Origin of the sequence: Actinophytocola xanthii, from assembly GCF_001921205.1 — a bacterium.
In the GTDB taxonomy this organism is placed as follows: Bacteria; Actinomycetota; Actinomycetes; order Mycobacteriales; family Pseudonocardiaceae; genus Actinophytocola; species Actinophytocola xanthii.
Genome location: NZ_MSIE01000048.1, coordinates 1 through 17,276, shown reverse-complemented (window position 1 = coordinate 17,276; position 17,276 = coordinate 1). Strand labels below are relative to the sequence as shown.

14 protein-coding genes and 1 pseudogene are annotated in these 17,276 nt (G+C 72.6%); 9 read left to right on the top strand and 6 right to left on the bottom strand.

Translation table 11 applies throughout. From position 1 onward, the window contains the following. Positions 1-46: 46 nt before the first annotated feature. Entirely contained in the window at positions 47-1,264 is a 1,218-nt protein-coding gene (locus BU204_RS24875; protein ID WP_075128166.1) for a cytochrome P450, read from the bottom strand. Positions 1,265-1,479: 215 nt separating this feature from the next. Continuing rightward, positions 1,480-1,869 carry an ATP-binding protein gene (locus BU204_RS24870; RefSeq protein WP_075128228.1) on the bottom strand — a complete coding sequence of 130 codons (390 nt, stop codon included), beginning with the start codon at positions 1,867-1,869 and terminating at the stop codon, positions 1,480-1,482. A gap of 112 nt (positions 1,870-1,981) precedes the next feature. On the opposite strand from BU204_RS24870, the gene BU204_RS24865 reads away from it, so the two are divergent. Beyond that, complete coding sequence (locus tag BU204_RS24865; RefSeq protein ID WP_075128165.1) at positions 1,982-3,205, top strand: cytochrome P450; 1,224 nt, start codon at positions 1,982-1,984, stop codon at positions 3,203-3,205. Between the two features lie 20 nt (positions 3,206-3,225). Here the strand turns inward: BU204_RS24865 and BU204_RS24860 are convergent, their stop codons facing one another. Then, on the bottom strand, positions 3,226-3,717 hold the full coding sequence (locus tag BU204_RS24860) for a DUF4383 domain-containing protein (RefSeq protein WP_075128164.1): 492 nt from the start codon (positions 3,715-3,717) through the stop codon (positions 3,226-3,228). Between the two features lie 137 nt (positions 3,718-3,854). Here BU204_RS24860 and BU204_RS24855 point away from each other — a divergent pair, with 137 nt between their 5' ends. Both BU204_RS24855 and BU204_RS24850 read left to right on the top strand, forming a co-directional pair. Then, positions 3,855-5,060 (top strand): ANTAR domain-containing protein, encoded by a 1,206-nt coding sequence (locus BU204_RS24855; RefSeq protein ID WP_083661605.1) that lies wholly within the window; start codon positions 3,855-3,857, stop codon positions 5,058-5,060. A gap of 124 nt (positions 5,061-5,184) precedes the next feature. Then, positions 5,185-6,426, top strand: a complete 1,242-nt coding sequence (locus BU204_RS24850) for a glycosyltransferase (RefSeq protein WP_075128163.1) — start codon at positions 5,185-5,187, stop codon at positions 6,424-6,426. Positions 6,427-6,481: 55 nt separating this feature from the next. Here the strand turns inward: BU204_RS24850 and BU204_RS24845 are convergent, their stop codons facing one another. Next, positions 6,482-8,086 (bottom strand): RecQ family ATP-dependent DNA helicase, encoded by a 1,605-nt coding sequence (locus BU204_RS24845; protein WP_075128162.1) that lies wholly within the window; start codon positions 8,084-8,086, stop codon positions 6,482-6,484. Positions 8,087-8,196: 110 nt separating this feature from the next. On the opposite strand from BU204_RS24845, the gene BU204_RS24840 reads away from it, so the two are divergent. The 3 genes from BU204_RS24840 to BU204_RS41990 are packed head-to-tail and all read left to right on the top strand — an operon-like array spanning position 8,197 to position 9,523. Beyond that, positions 8,197-8,895, top strand: coding sequence for a hemerythrin domain-containing protein (locus BU204_RS24840; protein ID WP_083661604.1), 699 nt, complete (start codon positions 8,197-8,199; stop codon positions 8,893-8,895). After that, positions 8,892-9,395, top strand: a complete 504-nt coding sequence (locus BU204_RS40875) for a hypothetical protein (RefSeq protein WP_075128161.1) — start codon at positions 8,892-8,894, stop codon at positions 9,393-9,395. Before BU204_RS24840 ends, BU204_RS40875 begins: the two co-directional genes overlap by 4 nt. Further along, entirely contained in the window at positions 9,392-9,523 is a 132-nt protein-coding gene (locus BU204_RS41990; RefSeq protein WP_269844658.1) for a hypothetical protein, read from the top strand. Before BU204_RS40875 ends, BU204_RS41990 begins: the two co-directional genes overlap by 4 nt. 189 nt (positions 9,524-9,712) lie before the next feature. Here BU204_RS41990 and BU204_RS24825 read toward each other — a convergent pair whose 3' ends face one another. Then, positions 9,713-10,978, bottom strand: a complete 1,266-nt coding sequence (locus BU204_RS24825) for a serine/threonine-protein kinase (RefSeq protein ID WP_083661602.1) — start codon at positions 10,976-10,978, stop codon at positions 9,713-9,715. 173 nt (positions 10,979-11,151) lie between these two features. On the opposite strand from BU204_RS24825, the pseudogene BU204_RS24820 reads away from it, so the two are divergent. The 3 genes and pseudogenes from BU204_RS24820 to BU204_RS24810 all read left to right on the top strand — a co-directional run bounded on the left by BU204_RS24820 (position 11,152) and on the right by BU204_RS24810 (position 16,424). Continuing rightward, positions 11,152-13,519 (top strand): annotated as a pseudogene (locus tag BU204_RS24820) (phosphoketolase family protein). Between the two features lie 9 nt (positions 13,520-13,528). Then, a complete protein-coding gene (locus BU204_RS24815) occupies positions 13,529-14,641 on the top strand; it encodes an acetate/propionate family kinase (RefSeq protein ID WP_075128160.1) in 1,113 nt (370 codons plus the stop codon). Between the two features lie 58 nt (positions 14,642-14,699). Next, positions 14,700-16,424, top strand: coding sequence for a sensor histidine kinase (locus BU204_RS24810; RefSeq protein WP_075128159.1), 1,725 nt, complete (start codon positions 14,700-14,702; stop codon positions 16,422-16,424). Positions 16,425-16,452: 28 nt separating this feature from the next. On the opposite strand, the gene BU204_RS24805 is transcribed toward BU204_RS24810, so the two are convergent. After that, complete coding sequence (locus tag BU204_RS24805) at positions 16,453-17,085, bottom strand: response regulator (RefSeq protein WP_075128224.1); 633 nt, start codon at positions 17,083-17,085, stop codon at positions 16,453-16,455. Positions 17,086-17,276: the final 191 nt, after the last annotated feature.

Below are 17,276 nucleotides of genomic sequence, written 5' to 3'. Positions count from 1 at the left end.
TGCCGGGGGACCGGGACCGGCCCGATCCCCCGGGTGACGAGGAGGACTACCGGACGGGTGTGAAGCGGATCGGCAGCGACGCTGGGCCGCGGGTGAACACGCCCTTCTCGACCGACGCCGCACCGGGGGCGAGCTCGAGGTCGGGCATGGCGTCGAGCAGTTGGTTGGCCGCCACCTCGATCTCGGTCTTGGCCAGCAGGGCGCCGACGCAGAAGTGTCGGCCCAGCGCGAAGGCGAGGTGGTTCGCCGCGGCCGAGAACGCCGTGTTCGTCGGCAGGTCCTCGCGGAAGATGTCGAACCTGTCCGGTTCGGCGAAGCGCCGCGGGTCCCGGTTGGCCGCGCCGATGAGGCAGGTGACCGTGCTGCCGGCGGGGATGGTCCCCCCGGACAGCGTCACGTCCTCCGCGGGCTGGCGCATGATCATGTGAACCGGGGGTGTGTACCGGAGGGTCTCGGCGAACGCGCGCGGGATGAGGCTTCGGTCCTCGCGCACCGCGGCCAGCTGCTCGGGGTGGTCGAGCAGGTTCCGGAACAGGCTGGCGACTGCCTTGTCAGTGGTCTCCCCGCCGGCCGCGAGCAGCAGGCTGACGAACGCCTTGATGTCCTCGTCGCTCATCGTGGTGCCCTCGACCTCGGCCGCGCACAGCGTCGACAGCAGGTCCTCGCCGAGGTTCTCCCGGCGCTCCCGGATGATCGGGATCATGTACTCGGCGAGCTCGGTACGGGTGCGCAGCCCGGCCTCGGCGATGTCGGGGTCCTGGCTCAGGTTCCCCAGGAACGCGATGATCGAGGTGTACCACCGCTGGAAACGCTCGTGGTCGTCGCGGTTCAGCCCCAGCATGTCCACGATCACGTTGATCGGGAAATGGGTCGCGAACTCGCTGACCAGGTCCACCTCGCCGCGGTCGCGGAAGGTGTCGATGAGCTCGCGGGCGTTGCGCTCGATGACCGGGAGGAAGGTGTTCTCCAGCACGTTGCCGCGGAACGCCGGCGCCACCAGCGCGCGCCGCACGGCGTGGTCCCGCCCGCTCATCTGCAGCATCGTCCTGCCGTGCACCGGTTCCAGCTGCCAGTCGTAGTTGCTGGTGGTGAACACCGGCTCCCGGAACGCCCGGGTGACGTCCTCGTACCGCGAGATGATGTAACTCTGCATGGGCTCGTGCCACAGCAGTGGTGAGGTGTCCAGCATGACGCGATAAGCCTGGTAGGGGTCCATCGCGAATTCCGGGGACAGGATGTCCGGCGCCTCGCGGGCCGTGGTCATGACGCTCCCTCGGGCAGGGGGTGGGGGATTCGGCGCATCCAGGCTAGCGATCATCGCCCCGTCTACCTGCCCGTGAACGGGAATTCAGGCGGTTGGCGTAATGCGTGTGACGCAGCGTGGCTGAAATGCCGGATGTGACTCGAAAGCCGCACCGCCCAGCCGAAGGAATGTTCGATTGTGCACGATCTGAAGTAGATGTCCGGTCCGGACAGCCGTCACGGAGTCGAGGTGGGCCAGCTCATCCGCACGGCGGTGCCATGTGGACCGGGGACGACCGCGGCCCGGTGGGACAGGGCGCGGATCAACGCGAGCCCGCGCGCGGGGGCGTGCCGGTCGGGCTGGCGCCAGCACCCGTGGTCGACGACGGTGATCACGATCGTGTCCCGGTCGAGCTCGGCGCGCAGCTCCAGTGGGCCGACGGTGTTCGGCGGGTAGGCGTGCTTGACCGCGTTGGCCATGGCCTCGTACGTGCTGAGCACGATGTCGCAGATCATGTCGGCCGAGGCGCCGGTGCGGCGGGCCCACTCGGCGAGCTCGTGGCGCAGTCGGGTCGCGACCTGCGCCGAAGCCCTTCGCCGGCGATGGAGTGTCGAACGCGTCCTCATCGAGAACCCCCGGTCGGTCGTGTGTGCCACTGCTCTGATGCCCGTGCCGGGTACCCGCGCCCGCCACGGCCATGCCACGTTTCGGGCCCGGTCGGCCGGGCAAACCAGCGGGATGCGACAGCCCCGTGGTGTGCTCGACAGCTCGCTGGCCGTTCTGCTGGAGGGCTACGGGTGGATGCCCAACCGCCGGGCCGGGACCGGTGTGGTGCACACCCGGGTACTCGGCCAGCGCGCGGTCGGCCTGTGTGGACCGGACGCTGCCCGCTTCTTCTACGACGAGTCGCACATCCGCCGGCACACCGCGATCCCCGGCCCCATCCAGGCCACCCTGTTCGGGCGCGGGGCGGTGCACACGCTCGATGGCGCCGCGCACCGGTGCCGCAAGGACATCTTCCTCACCCTGGCCACCCCGGCCAGTACCGCCGCACTCGCCGACGCCGTGGCGCAGGCCTGGGAGGCGACGGCCGGGGCGTGGCCCCCCGGGCAGCCTGTGGTGCTGTTCGACGAGGCGAGCCGGGTGATCACCCGGGCGGTCTGCGCCTTCGCCGGCGTACCGCTCGAGGACGACGAGGTCGCGCCGGTCGCCCGGGACCTGGTCGCCATGGTCGACGGGTTCGCGACGCCGGGGCCGCGGCACTGGCGGGCCCGCGCGGCTCGACGCCGGCGCGAGGCGTGGCTCTCCGGGGTCGTTTCCCGGGTCCGGTCAGGGGCGGTCGCCGCCAACCCCGGGTCGGCACTCGAGGTGGTCGCCACCCACCGGGAGATCAACGGGGAGGGGCTGCACCCGCGCCTGGCCGCCGTGGAGCTGCTCAACGTGATCCGCCCGACCGTCGCGGTCTGCTGGTTCGTCGCCTACGCGGGGCACGCGCTGCACCGCTGGCCCGAGTACCGCGACGCGCTCGCCGCCGGGCACGGGGTCACCGAGTTCGTCCAGGAGCTGCGCCGGTTCTACCCGTTCGCGCCGTTCATCGGCGGGCGGGCGGTACGTGACCTCAGCTGGCACGGCGAGCACATCCCCGCCGGTGCCATGGTGCTGCTCGACCTGTGGGGGCACAACCACGACAGCCGCGTCTGGGAGGACCCGTTCGTGTTCCGGCCGGAGCGCTTCACCGGCCGCGAGATCGGCCAGTTCGACCTCGTGCCGCAGGGTGCGGGTGACCCGCGTACCAACCACCGCTGCCCGGGGGAGTCGTTCACGATCGCCGTCCTGGAGGCCGTCGTGCCCCGGCTGGCCGCGCTGAGCTACGAGGTGCCGGAGCAGGACCTCACGATCTCGCTGCGCCGGGTGCCGGCGCGTCCGGCGAGCGGCGTCGTGCTGGTGCCGTCGGCGCGGTGACCGCGGGCCCGGCTCGCTGGTCAGTCCGGGTCGGGCGCGTACATCGGCGTGTTGGTCGGCCGGCGCGGCGTGCCGACCAGAAATGCCAGGCCGGCCATGCCGGCCGCCAGGAACAGGTGCAGCCAGTTGTCCGCGTCGTTGACCGGGACGACGTTCGCCGGACCGCCGTGGTCGACGACGAGCCCGTACACCCAGAGCACCGCGTAGACCGCCGCGCCGCCGAGGAGGAAGACCCGCGCGCCGCTCGCGCTCCGGGCGAGGACGAACCCGGCCACACCGAACGCAAGGTGCACCAGGTTGTGCAGCACGGAGACCGCGAACACCCCGAGCAACATCGCTCCCGAGTGGTGGCCGGCGAAGGCCATCCGGTCGTAGTCGGTGGTGACGCCGGGCACGAAGCCGAGCACGCCGACGGCGAGGAAGACCGCGGCGACCACCATCGCCACCAGCCGTCCCGGCTCCTGCCGGCGCATCGGCGTCGTCGTCTCCGAGTACGGGATGTGTTCGCTCATGGCGCCGGGATGCCCACCCGTTCGGGGGGCAATCCTCGTTCCGCCTCGGCGTTCTCCCGGGGTTTCGCTAGCGTCGGGGACACCGAGGGCCGGGAGGGCAGGGAGGGCTGTTCGCCGAGCGGAGGAGGTCGCTCAGGGTGGCGCGGGCGCCGGAGCAGCAGGTCGTGCGGGACCACTCGTCCTGGCGGTTGACCTCGGCGTCCCCCGTGCAGGGGGCGCTGGTACTGCGTGTGGCCGGGGTGGTCGACATCGCCACCTGCGGGGAGCTCGAGGTCGAGCTTGTCCGACTGGTGGACGGCTCGGCCGACGCCATCCTGGACCTGAGGGACGTGTCGGTGCTCTCGGTCGCGGGGACCGGCGTGCTGAGCCGGCTCGTCGACCGGTTGTCGCAGAGCGGCCGCCGGCTGCTCGTCGTCACCGGGTTCGGGCCGCTGCGCAGGGTGCTCGAGGCGATCCAGGCCGACGTCCTCGAGCTGTTCGGCAGCGTGGAGACGGCCGGCGCCGCCCTTGCCGGCGTCGCCGGCGAGGACGGGTGCGCGGAGCTCGCGCGGCTGCGCAACCAGGTGCACGACCTGCGGGAGAAGCTGCGCACCCGGCCGCTGGTGGCCCGTGCGCTCGGCGTGCTCCAGGAGCGGTACGGGCTGCGCGACGTGAGCACGACCAACGCACTGCTGCGCGAGGTGTCCCAGCGGCACAACACGAAGGTGCGCACGGTCGCGCACGCGTTCCTCGCCGCACCGCCGCCGTCCTCCCCGAAGGCGATGTTCTGGTTCCCCGGCCGGCTCGTCCCGCCCTCGCCGCCACTGACCTTCGCGGTGCGGCAGCCGGCCGACCGCGCCGCGCTGCTCGACCTCGTGCTCGACGCGGCGCTGACGTGCCTGTCCGCCTCCGCCGGAACGGTCTGGCTGACCGACCCCGCCCGCGGCGGCCTGGTGCTCGAGCGGCACCGCGGCCTACCGCCTGAGGTGGTGCGGTTCTTCCACCGGACCGGCGCGGCGGGCACGGTCTGCCCGTCGGCGTTCCGGGTCGGCGCCGGAGCCGTGGCGACCGAGCTCGCGACCGATCCGGCCTTCACCGAGGAGGTCCGGCAGGTGATGCTCGCCACGGGGGTGCGCTCGGTGCGGTGTGACCCGCTGCGCGGCGCGACCGGTCTCTGCACCGGGACGGTCGTCACCCACCACCACGACCACGTGCCGACGCTCGCACCGGCGGCCGAGCGGAAGCTCGAGCGCATCTGCGCCGAGGCCGGGACGTGGTTGGTGTGGCACGTCCGGACTACCACCCTCGATGTGCTCGAGCACCTCCACCGGGAGGCGCGCGAGACGGGTAGTCACTCAAAGTAGTACATGTCACCCCAGGTTTATCTCGCTCGTGGATGGCAAACCGGGATACGTCGTACGGCCCACTCACTTAAGCCAACAGGTGGTGTGCTGATCCAGAGGTTCCACACGATGGGACAGCCACACTATGCGCATAGCCATGATCTGCGACCGTTTCACACCGCAGTCGGGACCGGGGGCGGGTGAGGCGAACGGCCTGAGCGTGCATGTCGGCGAGTTGTCCGCGGCTCTCGCCCGTTCCGGGCACGAGGTCACCGTGTACACCCGGCGTGACGGCCGCCGGCAGGCACCGACCAAGAGCGACGAGGGCTACCGGATCGTGCCCGTGCCCGCCGGCCCCATCCGCCGCCTCGCCGAGGACGAGCTCGTGGCCCACATGGGGGCGTTCACGCAGTACCTGACCGACCAGTGGCGGGACTCGCCGCCCGACGTCGTGCACTCCCACTACTGGACCTCCGGCCTGCCCGCCCTGTTCGCCGACCCGGCGCGACGCGTGCCGGTCGTGCACACCAACCACGGCCTCGGCGCCGTGGCACGGCGGCACCGGAAGCCGGCCGACCCAGACCCGACGAAGCGGGTCAGCAGCGAGCGGCTCATCTCTCGTTCGGTCGCTCGGGTCGTCGCCACCTCCGCCGAGGAGGTGCGTGAGCTCGGGCGGATCGGGGTGCCGAGCACGAGGACGACGGTGATCCCGTCCGGAGTGGACATCGACCGGTTCGTGCCGGACGGTCCGGCGACGCGCAAGCGTTTGCCGCACCGGATCGTCACCGTGGGGCGGCTGCTCCCGAGGAAGGGCCTCGCCGAGCTGGTAGCCGTGCTGCCGCTGGTGCCCGACACCGAGCTGGTCATCGTCGGCGGACCCGAACGCAGGGCGCTCGGCGAGGACCCGGAGGCGGTCCGGCTGCGGGAGCTGGCGAAACGGATCGGCGTCGCCGACCGGGTGCAGCTGACCGGGCAGGTGCCCCGGGACCGGCTGCCGGCCCTGCTGCGCTCGGCGGACCTGGCCGCCTGCGTGCCGTGGTACGAGCCGGTCGGGCTGGTGCCCTTGGAGGCGATGGCGTGCAACGTGCCGGTCGTGGCCACCTCGGTGGGTGCTCTCGCGGACACCGTCGTCGACGGCGTGACCGGGCTGCTGGTGCCGCCCCGGCGCCCCAGGACGCTCGCGGCCGCGCTGAACGGGCTGCTCACCGATCCGGTCAAGCGGTCGTTCCTCGGCGCCGCCGGGCGGGACCGGGCCGAGTCGCGGTACCCGTGGCGGCGCATCGCGGAGGACACGGTGCGGGTCTACGAGCAGTGCGTGGAGCAGGCAGCCGCGCGGTCGGAACGCTCGGGCGGCCCCGTGTTCGCCACCCGGTCCGCCCACCGCTGACGCATCCGGCGCGGGTGTCCGCGGGCCTCGGGCTCGCGGACACCCGCGGGCGGTTTCAGGCGGGGGTGGACAGGAGGTCGTTCTCCAGGACGGCGGCGAGGGACAGGGTCTTGTAGCCGACCTGGTCGAACAGGACGGTCAGGCGGTCCTGCTCGACCGACATCACGACGCCGCGGCCCCACTCCTGGTGTGCCACCACCTCGTCGCGGGCGAAGTCCGTGGTTCCGGGGACCTGGCGCTCGGCTGTGCCCGCGTCGCAGGTGTCGCAGTTGCCGCAGGGGTCGGCCAGCTCCTCGCCGTAGTAGCCGAGCAGGAACTGCCGGCGGCAGCCGGTCGTCTCGGCGTAGCCGCGCATCATCTCCAGCCGCGAGCGGACCATCCGCTGGTGGCTCTCGGCGACCTCGACCGCGTCGGCGACGGCCCGTTCGGGAGAGCTGTCGGTGACGAACCGGACCAGCCCGTCGTCGACGGCCACCGCGCCGGCCTGCTCCAGCAGGTTCACCGCCCTGGTGTACCGGGCACCGGACTCCGGCCTGACGCCGCCGGCCGGCCCGCCGGCCGCTGCGGCCACCACCTCGCGCAGGGTGTCCTCCGGGGGTGCGCTGCTGGTGAGGAACCGCTGCAGGCCGAGGTCCTCCGGTCGGTAGTACAGGATGATCTCGGCCGGGTCGTCGTCCCGGCCCGCCCGGCCGATCTGCTGGTAGTACGCGTCCAGCGAGTCGGGCACCGAGGCGTGCAGGACGAACCGCACGTCCGGCTTGTCGATCCCCATCCCGAACGCGGACGTCGCCACGACCACGTCGAGCTCGCCGGCCAGGAAGTCCTGGTGCACCCGCTCCCGGTCGGCCGCCTTCATGCCCGCGTGGTACCCGGCGGCGCGCGCCCCGGACCGCACGAGCTCCTCGGCGAGGTCGTCGGCGTCCCGGCGGCTGGCGACGTAGACCAGCCCGGTCCGGCCCGCCCAGGTCCGCACCCGGTCGAGCACGGCTGACCGCTTGTCGGCGTCGGAGGTGAACCGCTCCACGGACAGGTGCAGGTTCGGCCGGTCGAAGCTCGCGATGACCTCCCGGTGGTCGCGCAGCCCGAGCCGGTCGGCGATGTCGGCACGGACGGGAGGCGCCGCGGTCGCCGTCAGCGCGATCACCCTCGGGTGGCCGAGGCGCTCGATCACCGATCCCAGCCGCAGGTAGTCGGGGCGGAAGTCGTGTCCCCAGCCCGAGACGCAGTGCGCCTCGTCCACGACGAACAGGTCGATGTCGAGCTCGGCCAGCGCGGCGAGCCGTTCGTCGTCGGCCAACTGCTCGGGGGAGAGGAACAGGTACTCGGCCGCGCCCTCGCGCACGGCCTCCCACACCTGGTCGCGCTCACCCTCGCGCAGAGTCGAGTTGAGCGCGACGGCCTCGGGCGCGGCGGTGTCGGCAAGACCCTCGATCTGGTCATGCTGCAGGGCGATCAGCGGCGAGACGACCACGGTCGTGCCCTCCAGTAGGAGCGCGGGCACCTGGTAGATCGCCGACTTGCCGGCTCCGGTCGGCAGCACGGCCAACACGTCGTGCCCGGACATCACCTGCTCCATGGCACGGACCTGGTCGGCGCGCAGCGTGGACCAGCCGAAATTCTCCTCGGCGAGGCGCCGGAGCTCACGGGTCTGCTTTGTCACCGCAACCAGGTACCACCGGGCGCCGCGGGGAAACAGCGGGCACCCGCCGGGGTTCGTTCGGCCCTAAGCGGGCACCCGACCGGCGAGTCGAGACGGAATGGAGGACAGCGATGACCGAGGACCGCGGTCGTACCCCGCACCCCGAGGAGCCGGCCGAGGGCGGCCGGGAGGAAGGCGAGCAGGCCGAGCGTCGCGTGGCGGAGCGGCAGGCCGGGGACGAGGACGGCGATGACGAGAGCGACGAACCCGGGAGCGGCCGGGACGTCGTCGATCTGCTGACCGACCAGCACCGGGCCATCGCCGCACTCTTCGACGAGGTGGAGCGCGGCGACGGGACCGTGCGGCGGGAGGCGTTCGAACGCCTGGTGCGGCTGCTGGCCGTGCACGAGACCGCCGAGGAGCAGCTCGTCCACCCGCTTGCCCGGGTGACGCTGCGCTCGGGTCGTGCGGTCATCGACGAGCGGCTGGCCGAGGAGCACACGGCCAAGCGGACGCTGGCGGCGCTGGAGAAGCTCGGGCCCGCCTCGCCCGAGTTCTCCGCCGTCCTCGCGCGGCTGCGCGATGAGGTGCTCGAGCACGCGCGGAACGAGGAGACCCACGAGTTCGCGCGGCTGCGGGAGCAGGTGCCCGCGGTCGAGCTCAGGGCGTTGGTTCCGCTGGTGCGGGCCGCCGAGGCGGCCGCGCCGACCCACCCCCACGCCGGTGTCGAGTCGGCCACTCGCAACGCGCTCGTCGGCCCGCTGCTCTCGCTGTTCGACCGAACCAAGGACCTGGCCGGCAAGGCCATCGGTAAGGAGAGCCGGACATGAGCGTGTTGCGTACGGGAGCCCTGGTCGCCGCGGGGGTCGCCGCGGGGATCGCCGCGGGACGGGCCGTCGCCAGGAGAGTCGGCGCGAAGCGGCAGGGGGGTGAGCGGCGGACGCTCGGTGACCGGACGGCGGAGAACGGGGCGGAGCGGCCCACCGAGGAGCCGCGGTGGCTGGTGGTCACCGTGAACGCGCCGCACGACCAGGTCGCGGAGGCCCTGCCCGACCTGGGTCCGGGCGTGGAGACCCGGCTGACGCCGGCTCCCGGCGAACGCGGGACCGAGCTCGCGGCCCGGATACCACACGCCGACGGCGGCGTGGCGTCCCGGCTGCGCGGCGACGACCCCCACCAGGAGCTGCGCCGGATGCTGCGCGACGTGAAGTCGAGGATCGAGACCGGCGAGGTGATCGAGCCGGACGCGCCGACCACCGGCAAGCCGACGCCCGGCGGCGCGCTGCCGCGCTTCGCCCCCCGGCGCGCGGGTGGGGAGGGACGACTGTGAGAGCACTCTGCTGGCAGGGCGTGAACAAGCTGTCCACCGAGACCGTGCCGGACCCGGCGATCCGCAACGACCAGGACGTGATCCTGCGGGTCGGGCTGAGCACGACCTGCGGTCGGACCTGCACCTGATCGGCGGGTACATCCCGGCTATGGAGGCCGGCCGGCACAGGGTGGGCGGCCGGGTGGTCGTCGCCTCGTTCATCAGCTGCGGCAGGTGCTGGACAACACGAAACACCAACCCCGCACAAGAAGGACGGGTGCGTGCGGTCGGTCTTCGACCCGGTCGCGCGGTTGCCTGACGGTGTCGGCGCGGGGCGGTCAGCCGCCCCGCGCCTTCGTCTTCCCGTTCCCCTTGGTCTTCGCCTTGTTCTTCGTCGCGGTTTTCGTCTTCGCCTTGGTCTTCGCCTTGCCGTTCCCGGCCTGGTTGGTGGTGCCGGGTCCCCGGGACGGCTCGGCCGGCTTGGCCGGCTCGCCGCTGCCACCGCCGCTTCCGGCGGGGGGCGGTGGGATGGGCGGTGGGATGGACCCGGTGCCGGGCGGCACCGGGCCGGTGGTGCCGGTGCCTGGCGCTTGCTCACCCGCGGTCGGGGCGCGGTCGGCGGCACGCTCCCGGCCCGACGGCGCGCCGCCCACCGGCGGCGGTTCGGCCACCGGGCGGCTGGGAACGGCCGGCGACCCGGCGGCGACCAGCGACGCGATCGTCGCGACGAGTGCCAGCAGGCCGGCGTGCGCCGGCCGAAGCCGTGCCCGCTCCGGCCGGCTCGGCCTCGACTCCGCACCCGCGGCGATCGCGGCGAGGAGCTCGGCGCAGCGGGCGGCGCCGGGCCTGCGTCCCGGCTCGGTCGCCGTCATCGCGCGCAGGGCCGAGCGCCAGGCCGGCGGGACGTGGTCGGGGATCCTGGGCTCGCGGGTGAGCCGGGCGAACGCGGCCTCCACGGTGGTCCCGGTGAACTCCGGCCGCCCGGTGAGGCACTCCAGCAGGACCAGCCCCAGGGAGTAGACGTCCGCCGGTGGGCCGGTCTCGGTGTCGGTCACCTGTTCGGGGGCGAGGTAGGCGGCCGTGCCGACCAGCTCCCCGCTGACGGTCAGGTGCGGGGCGCCCACCGCCCTGGCGATGCCGAAATCGGCGAGGTAGCAGTCACCGGACTCGTCCACCAGCACGTTGGCCGGCTTGAGGTCGCGGTGGGCGATGTGGTGGGCGTGGACGTGCGCGAGCGCACCGGCCAACCGAGCGCCGTGCCGGGCGACCACCGCGGGCTCGAGCGGGCCGTCGTCGAGCAGGTCGCGCAGCGTCCTGCCGCGGACCAGCCGCATCACCAGGTAGGGCTGGTCCCCCTCCAGGCAGACGTCGTGCACCGGGACCAGTCCGGGGTGGGACAGCGACGCGAGCAGGCGTGCCTCCGCGGCGAACCGGTGCGGGTGCGTGGGGTCGCCCGCGGGGTGGCAGACCTTCACCGCGACCTCCCGCCCGAGCAGGACGTCGGTCGCCGCGTACACGGTGGCCGAGCCGCCCCGGCCCAGTACCGCGCCGAGGCGGTAGCGGTCGCCGAGCATCCGGGCGGCGAGGTGGGAGTTCGACGACACGGGGCCATTGTCGGCACACCGATGGCGGGAACGGGGCCCGCGCCACCCCTGCGGGGGAGAGTCGAAGGTCCTGTCTGTCCGGGCCCGAGCGCGGTGGCATGAAGCCAGCGACGATGGGAACGTCTTGATCGGTACCGGGACATGGTCGCGGGCCGACGAGGAAGGGACGACACATGAGCGAGGCGGCGGTGGCGACACAGGACCAGGGGGTCCTCCAGCGGATCGACTCCTACTGGCGGGCGGCGAACTACCTGTCGGTCGGACAGATCTATCTGTTGGACAACCCGATGCTGCGCGAGCCGCTGCGGGTCGAGCACATCAAGCCCCGGTTGCTCGGCCACTGGGGCACCACCCCGGGCTCAACTTCGTCTACGCCCACCTCAACCGGCTGATCCGGGAGCGCGACCTCAGCGTCGTGTACGTCACCGGACCCGGCCACGGCGGGCCAGGGCTGCTGGCCAACACCTGGCTCGAGGGCAGCTACTCGGAGGCCTACCCCGACGTCAGCCGGGACGAGGACGGCATGCGTGCCCTGTTCCGCCAGTTCTCCTTCCCCGGCGGAGTGCCGAGCCACGTCGCCCCGGAGGTGCCGGGCTCGATCCACGAGGGCGGCGAGCTGGGGTACTCGCTCGCCCACGCCTACGGCGCCGTGTTCGACAACCCCGATCTCGTGGTTGCCTGCGTCGTCGGCGACGGCGAGGCCGAGACCGGGCCGCTGGCCACCAGCTGGCACGCGAACAAGTTCCTCGACCCCGTGCACGACGGCGCGGTGCTGCCAATCCTCCACCTGAACGGGTACAAGATCGCCAACCCAACCGTGCTCGCCCGGATCCCCCAGGAGGAACTGGACGCACTGCTGCGCGGGTACGGCTACTCGCCGCGCTACGTCACCGGGTCCGACCCCGAGCAGATGCACCGGGACATGGCGGCCACGCTGGACGAGGTCTTCGACGAGATCGCCGAGATCCAGCGGGCGGCCCGCTCCGGCGACGGCGCGCGCCCGCGCTGGCCGATGATCGTGCTCCGCTCGCCCAAGGGCTGGACCGGCCCGGACCAGGTGGACGGCGTGCAGGTCACCGACACCTGGCGCGCGCACCAGGTTCCACTGTCGACGGTCCGGGAGAACCCGGAGCACTTCGCGCTGCTCGAGCAGTGGCTGCGCTCCTACCGGCCCGACGAGCTCTTCGACGAGGCCGGCCGGCCGCTCCCGGAGCTGGTGGACCAGGCACCCGAGGGGGACCGCCGGATGGGGTGCAACCCGCACGCCAACGGCGGGATCGTGCTCCGGCCGCTCTCGCTGCCGGACTTCCGCGAGTTCGCCGTCGAGGTCGGTGCGCACGGGGCGACGACCTCGGAGCCGACCAGGGGGCTCGGCCGGTTCCTTCGGGAGGTCGTGCGGCGCAACGCCGACGCCCGCAACTTCCGGATCTTCGGTCCGGACGAGACGGCCTCCAACCGCCTCGACGCGGTCTACGAGGTCACCGGGAAGCAGTGGCAGGGCGAGTCGCTGCCGGTCGACCAGCACCTGGTGCGCGACGGCCGGGTGGTACAGGTGCTCTCCGAGCACCTGTGCAGGGCTGGCTGGAGGGCTACCTGCTGACCGGCCGGCACGGCCTGTTCTCCTGCTACGAGGCGTTCATCCACATCGTCGACTCGATGTTCAACCAGCACGCCAAGTGGCTCAAGACCAGCAAGCGGCTGGCCTGGCGCCGGCCCATCGCCTCGCTGAACTACCTGCTCACCTCGCACGTGTGGCGCCAGGACCACAACGGCTTCTCCCACCAGGACCCCGGTTTCATCGACCACGTGATGAACAAGAAGGCCGAGGTGATCCGGGTGTACCTGCCGCCGGACACCAACACGCTGCTCTCGGTGGGCGACCACTGCCTGCGCAGCCGGGACTACGTCAACGTGGTCGTTGCCGGGAAGAACGAGACGCCGGACTGGCTGCCGCTGGACGAGGCGGTGCTGCACTGCACCCGGGGCGCGGGAATCTGGGAGTGGGCCGGCAACGAGCAGGACGGGCAGCCCGACGTGGTGCTGGCCTGCGCCGGCGACGCCCCGACGCTCGAGGTGATGGCAGCGACCTCCCTGCTCCGCGAGCATCTGCCCGAGCTGCGGATCCGCGTGGTCAACGTGGTCGACCTGATGCGCCTGCAGCCGCACACCGAGCATCCGCACGGGATGACCGACCGCGAGTTCGACGCGATGTTCACCACCGACCGGCCGGTGATCTTCGCCTACCACGGCTACCCCTGGCTCATCCACCGCCTCACCTACCGGCGAACCAACCACGGCAACCTCCACGTGCGCGGATACAAGGAGGAGGGCACCACGACCACGCCGTTCGACATGCTGGTGATGAACGACATGGACCGGTTCCAGCTGGTGATCGACGTGCTGGACCGGGTCCCGGACCTCGGCGCCAGGACCGCGCTGCTACGCCAGCGGATGCAGGACGTGCGGACCCGCCACCACCAGTGGACCCGCGACCACGGCGAGGACCTGCCCGAGGTCCGCGACTGGACCTGGCAGTTCTGAGGCGGCGCGGTGCACGTGCTGGTGGTGAACGCCGGGTCGTCCAGCCTCAAGCTGCGGCTGCTCGACCCGGCCGACGAGGTGGTTGCCGCACTGGACCTCGGCCAGTGGTCCGGCCCGGACGAGACCGAGGAGATCGAGCGGTTCGCGGCGGGGCTCGACCGGGTGGACGCCGTCGGCCACCGGATCGTGCACGGCGGCGCCGAGCTGACCGGCCCGACGGTGGTCGCCGGGGACGTGCGCGACCGGATCGCCGCGCTGACCGAGCTGGCGCCGCTGCACCAGCCGCGCGGCGTGGCCGGGATCGACGCCGTGGCCGAGGTGCTGCCGGACGTGCCGGCCGTGGCCTGCTTCGACACCGCCTTCCACCGGGAGCTGCCGGCCGCCGCCACCACCTACGCCCTGCCCCGGGAGTGGGTGCGGCGGTGGGGCCTACGGCGCTTCGGCTTCCACGGTCTGTCCCATGCCCACGCCGCTCGGCGCGCGGGCGAGCTGCTCGACCGCGCCGACGCGCGCGTGGTGAGCTGCCACCTCGGCGCCGGCGCCTCGCTCGCGGCGGTCCGGGCCGGCCGCTCGGTCGACACGATGATGGGCTTCACCCCGCTGGAAGGGCTGGTGATGGCCACCCGGTCGGGCAGCGTGGACCCCGGCCTGCTGCTCTGGCTGTTGCGCCACGCCGGGCTCGGCGTCGAGCAGCTCGGCGACGCGCTCGAGCCCGAGTCCGGCCTCGCCGGTCTGACCGGCGGCTCCGGAGACCTGCGTGAGGTGTACCGCGGGGTGGAGGCGGGGGAGCGGGACGCGGTGGCGGCGTTCGACGTGTACGTCCACCGGCTGCGCCGGGAGATCGCCGGTATGGCCGCGGCCATGGACGGCCTCGACGCGCTCGTGTTCACCGGCGGGATCGGCGAGCACCAGCCGCCGGTCCGCGCGGCGGCCGCCGCCGGCCTCGGCTTCCTCGGGGTGGCGCTCGACGAGGACGCCAACGGCGCCGCGACCGGGGACGGCGGCGACGTCGAGGTCACCGCGCCCGGCGCCGCAGTGCGCACGTTCGTCGTCTTGGCCAGGGAGGACAGCGAGATAGCCCGCCAGGTGCGCGCGGCACTGCGGGGCGACGGGGCGGCTTGACCGGGATCGATAGGCTGAATCTCGACTGGACCCTGGCGTACCCGGAGCGGAGCGAGGCATGGCTGAGGAGGCCAGCGGACCGACACGGCGTTCGTCGGTGGGCGTGCCCCTGGCGGGCCTGCGGCTGGACGAGCTGCTGAGCGAGCTGCAGGACCGGTTGACCGAGATCACCAAGACCCGCGACCGCCTGCAGGGGCTCCTGGACGCGGTGGTGGCGGTCGGCGCCGGCCTGGAGCTGGCGGGCACGCTCCAGCGGATCGTGGAGACCGCGGTCGAGCTCGTCGACGCGCGGTACGGGGCGCTGGGGGTGCTCGGCGAGGACGGGCTGTCCGAGTTCGTCTACGTCGGCATCGACGCCGAGACCCGCGCGCGGATGGGACACCTGCCCGAGGGGAAGGGCCTGCTCGGGCACCTGATCGAGCACCCGTACCCGGTGCGGGTGCCGGATCTGACCGCGCACCCGTCCTCGGTCGGCTTCCCGGCGAACCACCCGCCGATGCGCAGCTTCCTCGGCACGCCGATCCGGTTGCGTGACGAGGTGTTCGGCAACCTGTACCTGACCGAGAAGAAGGGCGAGGCTGAGTTCACCGCCGACGATGTGGTGGTCCTGGAGGCGCTGGCCGCGGCGGCCGGGGTGGCCGTCGAGAACGCCCGGCTGTTCGAGCAGGCGCGGTTGCGCGAGCGCTGGCAGCAGGCCTCGAGCGAGGTGAACTCGCTGCTGCTCGGTGGGGGGTCCACAGAGGACGCCCTGGACCTGATCGCCGCACGGACGTTGCAGCTCTCGGCGTCGAACTGCGCGTTGATCCTGCTGACCGACGAGCACCGGGAGACGCTGTCGGTGCGGGCGAGCGCCGGCGACACGGTGGAGCGGATGCTGGGCCTGACCATTTCCGCGGCCAACCCGGTGATGGCGGAGGTGCTCGATGAGGGACAGCCGAGGATCGTGGCCGACTTCGCGGCACTGATGCAGGACGCGACCTCTGGGTTCCGCGAGTTCGGCCCGGCCAACCTGGTCCCGCTGGGCAGCGTCCCCAACGTCAGCGGCGTGCTGATCGCGCTGCGGGGCAAGGGTGACGAGCCGTTCGCGCGGGAGGTCGTGCGCCTGCTGGCCTCCTTCGCCGACCAGGCCGCGCTCGCGTTGGAGCTGGCGGACAAGCAGCGTCAGCAGCGGATGCTCGACGTGCTGGCCGACCGGGACCGCATCGCGGGCGACCTGCACGACCACGTGATCCAGCGGTTGTTCGCGGCCGGGATGAGCCTGCAGGGAATCCTGCGCCGGATCAACGACCGGGACGCCCGCAACCGGGTGACCCAGGTCGTCGGGCAGCTCGACGAGACCGTCCGTGAGCTGCGCACCTCCATCTTCGACCTGCACACCGCGGGCGTCGACGGCCCGGCGAGCCTGCGCCGGCGGATGCTCGACACGGTCGCCGAGCTGAGCGCCGACGTCCCGGTGTCGCCGTCGGTGCGGATCTCCGGTGCGGTGGACTCGCTCGTCCCGCCGGAGGTCGGCGAGCACGCCGTCGCGGTGTTGGCCGAGGGCGTCAGCAACGCGGTGCGCCACGCCAGGGCGAGCGACATCACGGTCACCGTGGAGGCCGGCGCCGACCTGATCGTGGACGTGACCGACGACGGGGTCGGCATGCCGCCGGACGTCGCCCGCAGCGGGTTGCTCAACCTCGAGCGCCGGGCCACCGCCTGTGGCGGGACGGCGACGGTCTCCCCCGGACCCGACGGCGGCACCCGGCTGGTCTGGCGGGTGCCGCTCACCGGCCCTGCATGACCAGCCCTGCGTGACCGGCCCTGCCTGATCAGCCCTCGTGCTTGTTGGCGCGCAGCTCGGCGGCGAGCACGGCGGCCTGGGTACGGCGCTGCATGCCGAGCTTGTTGAGCAGGTGGGACACGTAGTTCTTGACGGTCTTCTCGGCGAGGAAGAGCTTCTCGCCGATCTGGCGGTTGGTCATGCCCTGGCCGATGAGGTCGAAGACCGCGCGCTCCTGCTCGGTGAGGGTGTGCAGCGGATCGTGCTCCTCGCGCTCCCGGCGGATGCGGTTCATCAGCGACGCGGTGGTGCGCGGGTCGAGCAGGCTCCCGCCGGATCCGACGACCCGCAGGGCGTTGATCAGGTCCATGCCGATGACCTGCTTGAGGACGAAGCCGGCGGCGCCGGCCATGATCGCGTCGAACAGGGCCTCGTCGTCGGCGTAGGAGGTGAGCATGAGGCAGTTGAGCTGGGGGTGGCGCGAGCGGAGCTCGCGGCAGAGCTCGATGCCCGTGCCGTCGGGCAGGCGCACGTCGAGGACCGCCACGTCCGCGTTGACCTGGGGGGCGCGGGTGAGGGCTTCCGCGACCGAGGCGGCCTCGCCGACGATCTCGAGGTCCGGCTCGTCCTCGAGCAGGTCGGCCACCCCCCGACGCACGATCTCGTGGTCGTCGACCAGCATGATCCTGATCGCCACAGCGGCCTCCTCCTGGTAACACGGTTGCTTCCTGGTCACACGTTTCGCCTCTACCGTAGCGCCGCACCGGGCCCGCCGACGCGGACGATCGACACCTCCGGCAGGGTCCAAGGTCCCTGCCGGAGGTGTGGGGTCGTGTTCAGCGCAGCCAGGGGTTGTGGCGGACGATGGGGATG

Excerpts from the sequence above, each read along its gene's own strand:
- BU204_RS24875 (WP_075128166.1), bottom strand. The coding sequence starts at position 1,264 with ATGACCACGGCCCGCGAGGCGCCGGACATCCTGTCCCCGGAATTCGCG.
- BU204_RS24870 (WP_075128228.1), bottom strand. The coding sequence starts at position 1,869 with ATGAGGACGCGTTCGACACTCCATCGCCGGCGAAGGGCTTCGGCGCAG.
- BU204_RS24865 (WP_075128165.1), top strand. The coding sequence starts at position 1,982 with ATGCGACAGCCCCGTGGTGTGCTCGACAGCTCGCTGGCCGTTCTGCTG.
- BU204_RS24860 (WP_075128164.1), bottom strand. The coding sequence starts at position 3,717 with ATGAGCGAACACATCCCGTACTCGGAGACGACGACGCCGATGCGCCGG.
- BU204_RS24850 (WP_075128163.1), top strand. The coding sequence starts at position 5,185 with ATGCGCATAGCCATGATCTGCGACCGTTTCACACCGCAGTCGGGACCG.
- BU204_RS24840 (WP_083661604.1), top strand. The coding sequence starts at position 8,197 with ATGACCGAGGACCGCGGTCGTACCCCGCACCCCGAGGAGCCGGCCGAG.
- BU204_RS40875 (WP_075128161.1), top strand. The coding sequence starts at position 8,892 with ATGAGCGTGTTGCGTACGGGAGCCCTGGTCGCCGCGGGGGTCGCCGCG.
- BU204_RS24810 (WP_075128159.1), top strand. The coding sequence starts at position 14,700 with ATGGCTGAGGAGGCCAGCGGACCGACACGGCGTTCGTCGGTGGGCGTG.
- BU204_RS24805 (WP_075128224.1), bottom strand. The coding sequence starts at position 17,085 with ATGCTGGTCGACGACCACGAGATCGTGCGTCGGGGGGTGGCCGACCTG.